Genomic DNA, 13,873 nt, shown 5'->3' with positions numbered 1-13,873 from the left:
CATGCAGGGCAAGATCCTCATCGACCCGATGATCACCCACACCATGCCGCTCGACGACATCAACAAGGGCTTCGACATGATGCACAAGGGCGAAAGCATCCGCGGCGTCGTGATCTATTGAGCATGAAAAGGCGCGGTTGACCCGGTAATAGTCAGCCCGGCAGGGCTGCGCCTTCACCCCAGACAGGCAATCGGATGCTAATATTGCACGGTTGGCATTCAACCGATTCTTGAGGGGGTAGACCTATGTCCATACGGGCAATTTTGACAGCATGCGCATTGATCCTGGCTCCGGCGGCAGCCTTGGCCGATCCGACCGGAACCTTCAAAGTCACCGGCAGCAACGAGGACGCGACCGAGGAATATACCGGGACGGTAAAGGTGGTCCGCACCGGACAGACCTATGCCGTCTATTGGGAGATCGCCGGGGATGAATTCGTCGGAACCGGCCTGGGCGCCAAATTCATCGGTGACCGTTTCGAAATGGGTCCGGCCTCCGACGATGACACCGCCATCTCCGTTGGCTATGTCTCCAAGGAGAATTTCGGCATTGCCATGTATTTCGAGCAGCCGGACGGCAGCTGGCAGGGCGTCTGGACCTATGGTGGCTCTGAAAAGGTGATCTCCGAGAACTGGACGCGCTAGCATTTGTCAGGCAAAGGAGCAGGCGTTCGCAAGCAAGGAAGGCACGAGAACTCCGTGATCTATGTCGACGCAGACGCCTGCCCGGTCAAACCGGAAATTCTGAAAGTTGCCGAGCGCCATGGCATGGAGGTGACCCTGGTCGCCAATTCCGGCCTGCGCCCGTCGCGCGATCCGATGGTGAAGAATGTCATCGTTTCCAGCGGCTTCGATGCCGCCGACGACTGGATTGCCGAGCGCGCAGGACCGGGCGACATCGTCGTGACGGCCGATGTACCGCTGGCCGGTCGCTGTGTCGGAGCCGGGGCGTCGGTGACCGGCCCGACCGGCCGCGTCTTCGACCAGGCCAATATCGGCATGGCGACCGCCATGCGCGACCTTGGCGCCCATTTGCGCGAGACCGGTGAGAGCAAAGGTTACAACGCCGCCTTTTCGCCGCGCGACCGCTCCGCCTTCCTGGAAACGCTTGACAGGCTGTGCCGCCGCGTCAAGAAATGACCGCGCCCGTCCGGGCTTTGAATGGCCGATGCCGGGTGAAAGCATGACCCTGAACTGGATCCTCGACTACCGCTACCGCTCCTTCATGGTCGCCGGCGGACTGGCCTTGCTCGCCCTGCCGGTGATTGCCTACCGGTCGCCCGACATTGCCATCGAAGGGCCGGCGCTGTTGTTCTTTGCCGGCTACCTGCTGCTATCCTGGTTGCGGCTCAGGCGGTTGACGCCGGCCTATCTGAAGATTCATGCCGATGCCGCCGATGCGCCGGCCCTGGTGATCTTCGCTGCAACGGCACTCACCATCATTGCGGCCATCGGATCACTATTCCTGGCGCTCAATCGCGACGCGCCCAGCAATGTCTTCGAACTCCTGCTAGCCTTCTGCTCGGTCCTCTTCGGCTGGTTGACCATTCACACCATGGCGGCCATGCACTATGCCCATGTGTTCTGGAAGCCGATGGGCAAGCCGGTGGACGGCAAGCGTGGATATCGGGGCGGGCTCGAATTTCCCGGCACGCCGGAACCGTCGGGCTACGATTTCGTCTACTTCTCCTTCGTCATCGGCATGACCGCCCAGACCTCGGACGTGCAGATCACCACCACGGCGATGCGCAAGCTCAACCTCGTGCACGCCACCGTCTCCTACTTCTTCAACACCGTGCTGATTGCCGCCGCCGTCAACGGCGCGGTGTCGTTTGCGTCCTGACCTCAAGACTCAAGGAAATCCCGATGAATGTCATTTCCCAGAACACCGCATTCGGCGGCATGCAGGGCGTTTTTTCCCACGCCTCCGAGACCTGCCAATGCGACATGACCTTTGCGGTCTTTGTGCCGCCGCAGGCGATCGCCGAAAAACGGCCGGTGCTGTGGTATCTCTCCGGCCTGACCTGCACCCATGCCAATGTCATGGACAAGGGCGAGTATCGCCGCATGGCCGCCGAACTCGGCCTGATTATCGTCTGCCCCGACACCAGCCCGCGCGGTAATGACGTGCCCGACGAACTCACCAACTGGAAAATGGGCAAGGGCGCCGGCATGTATCTCGACGCCACCGAGCAGCCATGGTCGCAGCATTACCGGATGTACAGCTACATCACCGAGGAACTGCCGGCCCTGATCGGCGAACAGTTCCGCGCCGACATGTCGCGTCAGGGCATTTTCGGACATTCCATGGGCGGCCATGGCGCCATGACCATTGCGCTGAAGAATCCCGACCGCTTCAAGAGCTGCTCAGCCTTCGCGCCGATCGTCGAGCCCAGCACTGCCGACTGGACACAGGACGCCTTCGAGAAATATCTCGGCCCCGACAAAGCCGCATGGCGCCCCTATGACGCCTGTGCGCTCGTCAAAGACGGCGCCCGCTTTCCCGAGTTCCTGATCGACCAGGGCAAGGCCGACAGCTTTCTCGACACAGGCCTGCGGCCATGGCTGTTCGAGGAGGCGGTGAAGGATACGGATATCGCGCTGACGCTCAGGATGCACGAGCGCTACGACCACTCCTACTTCTTCATCTCGACCTTCATGGACGACCATTTGAAATGGCATGCCGAGCGGCTGGGATAGAGGCAAATACGGCAATCCCCCGTCAGAACAGACCAGGCATCTTCCGCCGCAGCAGCTCCAGAACCAGCCGAGCCCCTTCCTCGCCGGAGGGGCTTTGCGTTTCCAGGTTTTGCCAGACGCGGTCAAAACCCTCCAGCATGGCGCGGCGCTGCAGGGTGTCGGACGACAGCCTGTCCATCCAGCGCGACAGGGCGCCGGCCCTGATCGAATCGTTGAAATATTCCGGCACGACCGGATAGTCGGCGATCAGGTTGGGCAAAGCTGCCGTCCAGATGCGGATCTTGAAATTGAGCAGCCTGATCAGCCAGTCGGTCTTGTAGGCCGAGACAACCGGCACGCCGGCCAGCGCCAGTTCCAGAAGCACGGTGCCGGACGCCGCCAGCGCCGCATCGGCCTCGGCAAAGCCCCGCCACTTGGCGGTATCGCCGATCAATAACTCGGGTTTGATCGGCCAGGTCGCGACAATCTCGCGAACGGTCTTCTCCTGGCGTGGCACGGTGGGCAGCACAAAGCGGGTGTCGCCATTGCGGGCGACGAAATCCTGCACGGCCTCACCGAAGACGGGCAGCAGCGACGAGATTTCGGCGCGGCGCGACCCCGGCAGCAGCATGATCGTTTTGATTGCGCCTGGCGCCGGAGCCCCTCTGGCGGCGCGTCTCGCCCGCGTCTCGAGCAGTTCAGGCACTGTGGTCAGCCGATGGCCGACGAAATGGGTTTTCGGCCCGCCAAGACGGACCATGGCCTCCGGCTCGAACGGCAGGACGGCCAGAACCTCGTCGACATAGGCAAGCATCTGCCGGGCACGATATTCCTTCCAGGCCCAGACGCTCGGACAGACGTAATTGACCACCGCAAGATCCGGAAGTACCGCCCGCACCTTGCGCGCCACCCGATGGGTGAAATCCGGGCTGTCGACGATCAGCAGCAGGTCGGGCCGGGCTTCGATGATGGCTTTGGCCGTCTGGCCGATCCGGCGGATGAACCGCGGCAGCCGTACCAATACCTGGGTGATGCCCATCACCGACAATTCCGAAAAATCGAAGAGCGAGTGAAGCCCTTGCGCCTGCAGCGCCTCGCCGCCAACGCCGACCAGGTCGATATCCCGCCCGGACTGCGCTTTCAGCGCAGCAATCAGATCCGCCCCCAGCAGATCACCGGATACTTCGCCAGCAATGACGGCAACCTTCAAGGCCCTGGCGCTCACATCAGCTCTCCCGGCAGCCCGAGATCGATGCCGCACACGAACAGGCCCGCCGCGTCAGCGGCGGCCAGCATGGCGTCGCGCTCGATGATCAGCGCCCGGCCCGATTCCACGGCAATGCCGGCAAGACCGGCATGGGACGCTTCGGCCACCGTGGAAAGACCGACGGTTGGCAGGTCGGCGCGGACATCCTGCTGCGGCTTGCACAGTTTTACCAGCACGCCCTTGCGGCGGCTGGAAATCCGCCCCTCGGAGCGCAGGTCGGCCACCCGCTTCAGCATGCGATCCGTGCCCTCGACACCTTCCAGCGCGACGATGCGTCCGCCGACGCTGACCGCCCCCTGCCCGACATCCAGACGGCCCAGCACCTCGGCTGCTTTTGCCGCAGCCTGGATATCGCGCCGGTCTTCGTCGCTTGGACGATGCGCCCCCAGCGGCCCGGTGGTCGCGAGCAGGCCGGGCGCAATCTCCTGCGCCCCCACCACATCGACGCCCTGCGCCTCGATCAGCTTTATAACCATGGTCAAAACGGCATCGTCACCGCCAGCCAGCAGCGTGCGCAGTGCCGATGGCAGTTTCAGGATGGAACGAAGGTTGACGTGGATCTCGCCGAAATGCGGCCGCCGCCGGACACCACCCGACATCACGACCCGGCCGATCCCCTTGGCCTTCAGCAAGGCGGAGAGCCCGGCCATATCGCCGACGCCGATCGGCACGCCCTCGAACGCCTCGAAGCGTTGGTCGGCTTCGTTCTTCAGCCGGAAGACAAAAGGATTTTCGCCGGCCGCGCGGGCCGCCTCTGCCACGAAGACCGGAAGCATGCCGCTTCCGGCAATGACCGCCAACCGGCCCGTTCGCCTGGCGGCCGTCTCCGCCACGCGCTTAGCTCTTGCCCCGGAAGGGCGACGACAGGGCGCGATCGCTGTCAGCAGCGATGAAATCGAGGATCTCCATGGCCTGCGGGCAATCGGCATGCTCGTCGCGAATGGCCGCCGCCTTGGCGCGGATCGCGCCTTCTTCTTCGAAAATATGCTTGTAGACCCGGCGCACCTGATGAATGACCGAGCGCTCGATGCCCGCCCGGGTCATGCCGACCACGTTCAACCCGCCCAGCAGGCCCGGATTGCCGTTCAGCATGCCGTAGGGGATGACATCGTAGCTGACAGCGGACAGTCCGCCGATAAAAGCCTGGCGGCCGATGCGCGTGAACTGATGCACGGCGCAGCCGCCACCCAGAATGGCCCGGTCGGCAATCGACACATGCCCCGCCAGCATGACATTGTTCGACAGGATGATATGATTGCCGAGTTGGCAATCATGCGCCACATGGGAATTGGCCAGAAACAGGTTGTTGCTGCCGACCACCGTCTTACCGCCGCCCTCAGTCGTGCCGGTGTTCATCGTCACGCCTTCGCGCATCGTGCAATTGTCGCCAACGCTTAAGGTCGTCTCTTCGCCGGCATGATGGATGCTCTGCGGATCACCGCCGATGACCGCATTGGGAAATATCGTGCAGCCCTTGCCGATCACCGTGCGCCCGGTGACAACGACATGCGACAGGAGCGTCACGCCGTCCTTCAGTTCCACCTTCGGGCCGACATGGCAAAACGGCCCGATCGACACGTTCTCGCCGATCACGGCCCCGTCTTCCACCACCGAAAGGGGGTGAATCCTCGCGCTGGACGCTATCAAGCTCATTTCTTGTCCTTGTTGGCGATCATCGCGCCGATATCCGCTTCAGCCACCAGAACGCCATCGACTTTCGCGTCGCAATGGAACTTCCAGATATTGCCACGCTGCTTCTGCTTGGTGACATGATACTCCACCCGATCGCCGGGCACCACCGGCTTGCGGAAGCGGGCATTGTCGATGGTCATGAAATAGACCAGATTGCCGCCCTCGCCCTGTTTGCGGGCACAGATCGCACCTGCCGTCTGGGCCATGCCCTCGACCAGCAAGACACCCGGCATGATCGGCTGTTCCGGGAAATGTCCCGTGAAGCACGGCTCGTTGGCCGTGACATTCTTGATACCGATGGCGGAATCGTCGCCATCGATCTCTATGATGCGATCAACCAGCAGGAAGGGATAACGATGGGGCAAAAGCCGCATGATCTCGATAATGTCGGCAGCACCCAGTGCTTCTTTTGGCTCGACGGTCATGTATCCCCCCTTCTGGCTTTGGCGCGGTTGTCGGCGCGACTGGCGATCTCGGCGATGTCACGCAGGAAGTCTTTCATCGGACGGGCCGGGATGCCGCCATAGCGCTCTCCGGCCGGAATGCTGGCAACGACGCCGCTCATCGCGGCGATCTGCACGCCGGCGCCGATCTGAATATGGCCATTGACGGCGGTCGCCCCGCCGATCTGCACGCCGTCGCCAATGACCGTACTGCCGGCAATGCCGACCTGGCTGACGATGGCGCAATGGCGGCCGATCCGTACGTTATGGGCAATCTGCACCTGGTTGTCGATCTTGGTGCCCTCGCCGATCACCGTGTCATCCATGGTGCCGCGGTCGATCGTCGTATTGGCGCCGATCTCGACATTGTCCTGAATGATGACACGGCCGATCTGCACGATCTTCAGCATGCCGCGCGGTCCCGGCGCATAACCGAAACCGTCTTGGCCGATCCGTGCGCCGTTGTGGATGATCACGCCATTGCCGATCAGCGCCGACAGCACGCTGGCACCCGCGGCAATCGAGCAGTCGCGGCCGATCCTGACGCCCCGTCCGATGATGGCGCCCGCCCCGATATGGCTGCCCGTGCCGATCTCGACGCCGGCGCCGATCACGGCGAGCGGCTCGACAACCACGCCTGGTTCAAGTCGCGCCGACGGATCGACGACGGCGGACGGCGCGATCTCCGAGACGGCATCGACGACGGCAACCGGACGCATGGCGAGCGGATGCAGAAGCGCGCCAGCCATAGCAAAGGCCGCATGCGGATGAGTCGTCAACAGAACGGGAATGTGATCGGGGATCAGCGAGCGAAGCGACGCATCACAGAGAATGGCCGAGGCCTGGCACGTCGCCAGTTCATCGCGGTTCTTGCGAGACAGGATATAACAAAGATCGCCTTCTCTCGCCCGATGAACAGGCGAAACAGAGCGGATCAGGCGATCCCCAGCGGTCTCGTCAACAAGTTCCGCCCCAAGATGGGAAGCCAGCACCGAAAGGCTGACCCCTTCATGGGGCGGGAAGAAATGATCATGCACCATAAACAATCGTCCCAGACCGGTTTTCTTGCCTGAGGCTCAGACGTTTCAGATCAGAACTGATTGGCCATGGAGAACCGGAATTCCTGTGTCTCGTCGAAGTCTTCCTTCATAACCGGAACGGCATAGTCGAAACGCAGCGGACCGAAAGGCGAAATCCAGATGATGCCGGCGCCGACCGAAGCACGCAGGCTCATGTCCGTACCCACCGCCCCAGCACTGTTACCGACTTCGTTGCCGTAAAGCGTACCGGCATCAGCAAAGAACGCGGCGCGCAGGTTGAAGTCCTGCGGAACGCCCGGGATCGGCATGCTCGCCTCCGCAGACGCGGTGAAATAGGTCGTGCCACCCAGCGCATCGCCGTTCGGCATGCGCGGACCGATACCGCCGTTTTCGAAGCCGCGGATTTCCTTGCCGCCGATCATGAACTGGTCGAAGATGTTCAGATCGTCGCCCGTGCCCATGACATGGCCGGCGCTACCCGACAGCGAGCCGATAATATCGGCTTCGTCGGACAGCGTGTGGTAATATTTGACCTTGCCGTACAGCTTGTAGAATTCGGAGTCGCCGCCGAGGCCCGCATATTCATGGGTGAAGCTGGCATAGATGCCTTCGCGCGCCAGGATGCGGTCGTCCAGCGTATTGTAGACGATCGAATGGCCGACAACTGACTGCTGGAAGCTGCCCTGATCGATCAGATCCTGATAAGGGCCTGAAAGATCAGCATAATCCGTATCGTTCAGCGTGTAGTCCATTTCCTTGTAGGTGTAACGCAGCGTTGTCGCCAGATCTTCGGTGATCGGCGCAGTGACGCGCAGTGTAACGCCCTGCTCTTCATAATCGTAATCGTCGTTGCTGCTGGTATTGCTCTTGAAGAGATCAAAACCGGCGGCCAGACGATAGCCGAGGAAATAAGGCTCGGTGAAGGAGAAATTGTAGGTCTGGCTGTCTTCCGTACCGGCACCAGCGGCCAGACGGATGAACTGGCCGCGGCCGAGGAAGTTCTTTTCCTCGACGGACGCTTCGACCAACAGGCCATCGCCGCCGACGGAATAGCCGGCACCGATGCCGAACGAACCGGTCGACTGGTCTTCGACATTGACGACAATGACGACACGGTCAGGGGCGCTGCCGGCAGACGTACCGATATTGACCGTCGTGAAATAGCCCAAAGCCTCAAGCCGACGCTTGGCGCGCGAAATGACTTCCTGGTTGAAGGCGTCGCCTTCGCTGATGTCGAACTCGCGACGAATGACATAATCGCGTGTGCGGGTGTTACCACGAATTTCGATGCGCTCGACATAGGCGCGATCGCCCTGATCGACCAGGTAGGTGACGCCGATCGTGTTGTTCTCAAGATTGCGGTCGCCGCGCGGCACGACGCGGGCGAATGGATAACCAGCCGCCGAAACACGCTGCGAGATCGCTTCCATCGACTTCTGGACGTCACGGGCGCTGTAGGTGCTGCCGGCGCGGGTCTCAAGCAGACCGCTGAGTTCGTTGCCATCGATGCCTTCAACAGTGCTTTCGACGGCGACATTGCCGAACTTGTAGCGCTCGCCTTCATCGACGGTAATCGTGATGGCGTATTCGTTGGTTTCCTCGTTCATCGTCACGTCGGACGAGATCACCCGGAAATCGGCATAGCCGTGATTGTAGTAGAACTGGCGCAGCGCTTCTTCGTCGGCGCGCAGCTTGTCTTCATTGTAGACGTCCTTGCGGGTCAGGAACGACAGCGGGCTCGACTTCTTGGTGGTGAGCACGGCCGCCAGACGACCATCGCCATAGGCCTGGTTGCCGACGAAATTGATCTGCGAGATCTTCGTGCGGTCGCCTTCGTTGATGACGAAAGCCAGGTTGACACGACCCTCGGCAACAGGAACGACCTGGGTCGTCACTTCGATGTCGCTACGACCGATCGCGCGATAGGCTTCGCGGATGCGCTCGATATCGGCACTGATCAGCGTATCGCTGTAAGGGCCGAGCGGCTGGGTCTGCACGATGCCGACCAGCTTATCGTCCTTGATCTTGCGGTTGCCGTTGAAGACGACCTGGTTGACCAGCTGGTTTTCGGAAACCGAAATCACCAGGCTGCTACCGGAAACGGAAATGCGGACATCCGAGAAGAAGCCGGTTGCGTAAAGACGCTTCACGGATTCATCGATATCGGTATTGGAGAAGCTCTTGCCCGGCTCGATGGTGATATTGGAGCGAACCGCCTCGACGCCAACCCGCTGCGCACCGCGCACGTCGATACGCTGGATGACAGCCGCGTGGGCAACGACCGCCGATCCGAGGACCAGGACGCCAGCGCCCGAAGAAACAACACCAGCAGACAGCGCGACCGCCGATACCGCGTTCAAAAATCTTGAACCAGCCTTCATGTGAACTACTAACCTTTTTTCCGTTGTCCGTCAGTCACGGAGACCGACTCCGGCCCTTTGGTGGTTTTAACCGGTTTTACCCTACAAGCAAGGCTGCCGGTTAATTTCTGTTTACTTCGTTTCAACCCGTGACCCAATCGCCACTATCAACTTGAAACATCGTAAACAAATCCTATCCGGCTTTGCAAGAAGGCCCCTACCCGATCAGCCTGCTAATATCATTCCACGTTGCGAAAACCATCAGCGACAGGATCATCGCCATACCGATCCGGAAGGCGATTTCCTGCGCATTGGCACTGACCGGTTTCCCACGCAGTGCCTCAAGCGCATAAAGGATAAGATGGCCGCCATCAAGCACTGGAATCGGCATAAGATTTAAAAGTCCGATCGATACAGACAGAACGGCCGCCAGTTGCAGCAATGCTGCAACGCCGAGCGTCGCCATCTGGCCCGACGCCTGGGCAACGCGAACCGGCCCGCCAAGCTGATCGGCGTTCATCCGGCCGGTCACCAGATTGGACAGATAGTCGAAGGTCCCGGTGACGACGTGCCAGGTCTGGCGGGCACCCTCTCCCACCGATTGCAGCGGCGTCAGCTTTTCCACACGGAAATTGCCGCTCTGCTGATTGGTGACGATGCCGATCAGGCCGATCTCCATCTTGTTGCCGAAGCGATCCGTCATCTCGGTACGGCGCGGCACCATCTGCAGATCGAGCGTCAGATCGGCGCGGCGAATGGTCACAACAATCGGCAGTTCCGGCCGCACGCTGACATAGCGCACCACATCGTCAAAGGTGGAAACGGATTTTCCGTCCAGCGCCACCAGCACGTCGCCGGGCAGGACGCCGGCAGCAGCGGCCGCACTGTCGGCCTTCACTTCGGCCACGACGGGGTCAGCCAACGGCCGGCCGTAGATGGCAAAGATTACCGAAAAGATCGCGATGGCCAGAATGAAGTTGGCGATCGGGCCGGCCGCCACAGTGGCTGCCCTTTTCCACAGCTTTGCGCCGGACAGGGTCTGCGCCTTCTCTTCAGGCGTTAGCGTCGACAGTTCGTCCTCGTCCGGCTTGCTGGCAGCATCGGCATCGCCGAAGAAGCGCACATAGCCGCCGAGCGGAATGGCCGACAGCTTCCAGCGCGTGCCGTGGCGATCGTTGAAGCCGATGAGTTCGGGACCGAATCCGATCGAAAAGGCCAGAATTCTGATGCCGGACCAGCGTCCGACCAGATAATGGCCCATTTCATGAACGAAAACCAAAAGGGACAGGACCAGCACGAAAGGCACGATATAGCCCGTGAGGAAGCCGAAAACAGCCGTCAGTCCATCCATCGCACAATCCTAAAGTCCGAAACGCGGGTTCAAAAGCCGAACAAGAAGCCGCCGATTGATTCAACTGTGCTGCCGCTGAACAAGGCAAACAGCACCGCAAGAAAGAACGCCGCAAAACAGGCGAAAACAAGCCCGTCCACACGATCCATGATTCCGCCATGGCCGGGAATGAGGTGGCTCGAATCCTTGACCCCGAATCGACGTTTGACGAAGGACTCGAAAAGGTCGCCGATCTGGCTCGAAATCGACAGTAGCAGAGCAACCGCCGCGATCCACCATCCGATTGATGGGAAGTAGGACAAGGCGACCAGAACGCCGCCACAGACGCCAGCCACTGTGCCGCCCACGGCACCGGACCAGGTCTTGCCCGGCGATATCCGCGGAGCAAGTTTCGGGCCGCCGATCGCCCGGCCGACGAAATAGGCCAGGATATCCGTGCCCCAGACAACGGCGAAAACAAACAGCATAGCGGCAAATCCAAGCGCGTCCTCGCCGCGAATGGCCGAAAGCGAGATGGCACTCAGTCCGGCATAAAAGATGCCGCCGGGCTGCCACCAGCTCCATTTGCCGAACAGCGCCGGGATGCAGGCCGTGAGAAACAGGCCCGAAAACAATGGAACGGTCAGCTGCGGATCGCCAAACAGCAGATTGGCGCAGATGGTGACGATCGACAGCCAGCCCCAGGCATTGCCGCGCGGGCTCTGCTCGTAGGAACGGGTGATCGTCGACCATTCATAGAACATCACGAGGGCAATCAGCGAGGCCAGCGCCCGAAATGCCAATCCGCCGAACCAGGTGGCCGCAAGCACGACCGCAACCATAACGATAGACGAATAGATGCGGAGCGTCAGTTCGCGTGTCATGCCGGTTACGATCTCATGGCCACGGCTGCCGCCGAAAGTCCGCCGAACCGGCGGCTGCGCATCGCATAGCGCTCAAGCGCTGCGAAAAACAGCTCGCGGCTGAAATCGGGCCAGTATTCCGGCACGAACATCAGTTCCGCATAGGCCGCCTGCCACAGCAGGAAATTGGAAAGCCGCTCCTCGCCGCTGGTGCGGATGATCAGGTCGGGATCCGGCATTCCGGCCGTGTCGAGACGGTCCGCGATCATCTGGCTGTCGATCGCCGACGCTTTCAACAGGCCGATTTCGACATCGCGGGCAAGGCTCGCCACGGCGCGGGCGATTTCGTCGCGCGAGCCGTAGTTGAAAGCGATCACCAGGGTCAAGGCGGTATTGTGCTTCGTCGTCTCCTCGGCTTCGAGCAGAAGCTGGAGAATATCGCTGCGCAGCGCCACCCGGTCGCCGATGACCCTGATGCGCACGTTCTGGCCATGCAGTTCGGCCAGGTCGCGCCGGATGAAAGCCTTCAGCAACCCGAAGAGATCGTTGATCTCGGCCTCCGGCCGACGCCAGTTCTCAGACGAAAAAGCAAACAGCGTCAGATATTTGACACCGGCATCCGCCGCCGCCCGCACGATCGTGCGGACAGACTCCACGCCCTTGCGATGTCCCACCGTGCGGCTTTGTCCACGCTCGTTCGCCCAACGACCGTTGCCATCCATGATGATCGCGACATGCTCGGGTATGCTCTGTCTGTCAGGTGTCGTCATATTGTGTCCGGTCGATGGCATCGCGGCAAGGCGAAGAGGAACCTCTAAACCTGCATGATTTCCTTTTCCTTTTCGACGAGCAAGCGATCCACATCAGAAATCGTTTCGTCGGTCATCTTTTGCACTTTTTCCGAGAGAGCGCGGCTGTCGTCCTGACCGATAGCACCGTCCTTCTCGGCTTTTTTAAGGTCGTCCATGCCGTCGCGACGAACGTGGCGAATCGCCACCTTGGCCTTCTCGGCATAATCATGGGCCACCTTCACCAGCGAGCGGCGGCGCTCCTCGTTGAGTTCCGGCAGAGGAATGCGCAGGTTCTGGCCGTCCATGATGGGGTTCAGGCCGAGATTGGATTCGCGGATGCCGCGATCCACGGCATGCACCATCGACTTGTCCCAGACCGAGACGCCGAGCATGCGCGGCTCGGGAACCGTGATGTTGGCAACCTGGTTGAGCGGCACGCGCGAACCATAGGCCTCGACCATAACAGGGTCGAGAATGTTGGCCGAGGCGCGGCCGGTGCGCAACGAGGCGATGTCGCTCTTGAACGCGTTGATGGCACCATCCATGCGGCGTTTGATGTCACTGAGTTCGATACCTGCACTCATGATTTTCTCCCGTATTTCGCGCAAAGTCACAAGGACCTGCGCAAGCAGCCTGTCAATTGTCGCTGACGATGGTCATGCGGCCACCGCCCGTCAGAATTTCGCCGAAACCGCCCTTCTCGTGAATGGAGAAGACGATGATCGGAATGGAATTTTCGCGCGCCAGCGCAACGGCGGCCACGTCCATGACCGCCAGTCCCTTTTCCAGCACTTCGCTATGGGTCAGCCGGTCGAAACGGGTGGCTGTCGGATCCTTCTTCGGATCGGCGGAATAGATGCCGTCGACCTGTGTACCCTTGAAGATCGCCTCGGCACCCATTTCGGCGGCCCGCAGTGCTGCGGCCGAGTCGGTGGTGAAGAACGGATTGCCGGTGCCGCCGGCAAAAATCACCACGCGTCCCTGGCTCAGGTGATGCAGGGCGACGCGCTGGGAGAAGCTCTCGCAGATCTCCGGCATGGCAATGGCCGACAGTACGACCGTATCGATCGACAGCTTGCGCAGCGACGTGGCAAGGGCCAGCGCGTTGATGACGGTGCCGAGCATGCCCATATGGTCGCCGGTCACCCGGTCGCCGCCCTTGGAGGCGACGGCCACGCCGCGGAAAATATTGCCGCCGCCGACCACGACGCCGACGTCGACGCCCATAGCCCGCGCTTCGGCGATGTCGGATGCGATCCGGTCAGCCACCGCCACGTCGATCCCGAAGCCCTGGCTGCCCATCAGAGCCTCGCCCGAGGCTTTCAAAAGGACGCGTTTGTAGAGAGGCGTTGAAGTCATAATGGCTCCTCGAATGAACTAGATGCCGGATACACGAAGGGCACCGCGT

At 61.2% G+C, this 13,873-nt stretch carries 15 protein-coding genes and 1 pseudogene; 5 read left to right on the top strand and 11 right to left on the bottom strand.

Annotation, left to right across the window (positions count from 1 at the left end; genetic code table 11):
• The 5 genes and pseudogenes from HFC70_RS08935 to fghA all read left to right on the top strand — a co-directional run.
• Nucleotides 1-121: pseudogene (locus HFC70_RS08935) on the top strand (S-(hydroxymethyl)glutathione dehydrogenase); the annotation flags it as partial.
• A gap of 158 nt (nt 122-279) precedes the next feature.
• Nucleotides 280-645: a hypothetical protein gene (locus tag HFC70_RS08930; protein WP_246735688.1), complete on the top strand. Its 366-nt coding sequence runs from the start codon at nt 280-282 to the stop codon at nt 643-645.
• A gap of 54 nt (nt 646-699) precedes the next feature.
• A complete protein-coding gene (locus tag HFC70_RS08925; RefSeq protein WP_168472876.1) occupies nt 700-1,140 on the top strand; it encodes a YaiI/YqxD family protein in 441 nt (146 codons plus the stop codon).
• A gap of 43 nt (nt 1,141-1,183) precedes the next feature.
• A complete protein-coding gene (locus HFC70_RS08920) occupies nt 1,184-1,843 on the top strand; it encodes a DUF1345 domain-containing protein (protein ID WP_168472875.1) in 660 nt (219 codons plus the stop codon).
• A gap of 23 nt (nt 1,844-1,866) precedes the next feature.
• Complete coding sequence (gene fghA / locus HFC70_RS08915; RefSeq protein ID WP_168472874.1) at nt 1,867-2,700, top strand: S-formylglutathione hydrolase; 834 nt, start codon at nt 1,867-1,869, stop codon at nt 2,698-2,700.
• Between the two features lie 22 nt (nt 2,701-2,722).
• Here the strand turns inward: fghA and lpxB are convergent, their stop codons facing one another.
• The 11 genes from lpxB to pyrH form a co-directional block, all read right to left on the bottom strand.
• A complete protein-coding gene (gene lpxB / locus HFC70_RS08910) occupies nt 2,723-3,904 on the bottom strand; it encodes a lipid-A-disaccharide synthase (RefSeq protein ID WP_168472873.1) in 1,182 nt (393 codons plus the stop codon).
• Nucleotides 3,901-4,779, bottom strand: coding sequence for an LpxI family protein (locus HFC70_RS08905; RefSeq protein ID WP_368669587.1), 879 nt, complete (start codon nt 4,777-4,779; stop codon nt 3,901-3,903). Before HFC70_RS08905 ends, lpxB begins: the two co-directional genes overlap by 4 nt.
• A gap of 4 nt (nt 4,780-4,783) precedes the next feature.
• A complete protein-coding gene (lpxA, locus tag HFC70_RS08900) occupies nt 4,784-5,599 on the bottom strand; it encodes an acyl-ACP--UDP-N-acetylglucosamine O-acyltransferase (protein WP_168472871.1) in 816 nt (271 codons plus the stop codon).
• Nucleotides 5,596-6,063 (bottom strand): 3-hydroxyacyl-ACP dehydratase FabZ, encoded by a 468-nt coding sequence (fabZ, locus tag HFC70_RS08895; protein WP_168472870.1) that lies wholly within the window; start codon nt 6,061-6,063, stop codon nt 5,596-5,598. Before fabZ ends, lpxA begins: the two co-directional genes overlap by 4 nt.
• Nucleotides 6,060-7,121: a UDP-3-O-(3-hydroxymyristoyl)glucosamine N-acyltransferase gene (lpxD, locus tag HFC70_RS08890; RefSeq protein ID WP_168472869.1), complete on the bottom strand. Its 1,062-nt coding sequence runs from the start codon at nt 7,119-7,121 to the stop codon at nt 6,060-6,062. The genes fabZ and lpxD overlap by 4 nt, the downstream gene beginning before the upstream one ends.
• 50 nt (nt 7,122-7,171) lie before the next feature.
• Nucleotides 7,172-9,502, bottom strand: coding sequence for an outer membrane protein assembly factor BamA (gene bamA, locus HFC70_RS08885; RefSeq protein ID WP_168472868.1), 2,331 nt, complete (start codon nt 9,500-9,502; stop codon nt 7,172-7,174).
• 196 nt (nt 9,503-9,698) lie between these two features.
• On the bottom strand, nt 9,699-10,832 hold the full coding sequence (rseP, locus tag HFC70_RS08880) for an RIP metalloprotease RseP (protein WP_168472867.1): 1,134 nt from the start codon (nt 10,830-10,832) through the stop codon (nt 9,699-9,701).
• 29 nt (nt 10,833-10,861) lie between these two features.
• Nucleotides 10,862-11,695 (bottom strand): phosphatidate cytidylyltransferase, encoded by an 834-nt coding sequence (locus tag HFC70_RS08875; protein ID WP_168472866.1) that lies wholly within the window; start codon nt 11,693-11,695, stop codon nt 10,862-10,864.
• A gap of 5 nt (nt 11,696-11,700) precedes the next feature.
• Nucleotides 11,701-12,444 carry an isoprenyl transferase gene (locus HFC70_RS08870; RefSeq protein WP_168472865.1) on the bottom strand — a complete coding sequence of 248 codons (744 nt, stop codon included), beginning with the start codon at nt 12,442-12,444 and terminating at the stop codon, nt 11,701-11,703.
• 44 nt (nt 12,445-12,488) lie between these two features.
• A complete protein-coding gene (frr, locus tag HFC70_RS08865) occupies nt 12,489-13,049 on the bottom strand; it encodes a ribosome recycling factor (protein ID WP_168472864.1) in 561 nt (186 codons plus the stop codon).
• Nucleotides 13,050-13,101: 52 nt separating this feature from the next.
• On the bottom strand, nt 13,102-13,824 hold the full coding sequence (gene pyrH, locus HFC70_RS08860; RefSeq protein ID WP_168472863.1) for a UMP kinase: 723 nt from the start codon (nt 13,822-13,824) through the stop codon (nt 13,102-13,104).
• Nucleotides 13,825-13,873: the final 49 nt, after the last annotated feature.

Origin of the sequence: Agrobacterium sp. a22-2, assembly GCF_012276985.1 — a bacterium.
In the GTDB taxonomy this organism is placed as follows: domain Bacteria; phylum Pseudomonadota; class Alphaproteobacteria; order Rhizobiales; family Rhizobiaceae; genus Allorhizobium.
This window is presented reverse-complemented; position numbering and strand designations above follow the sequence as displayed.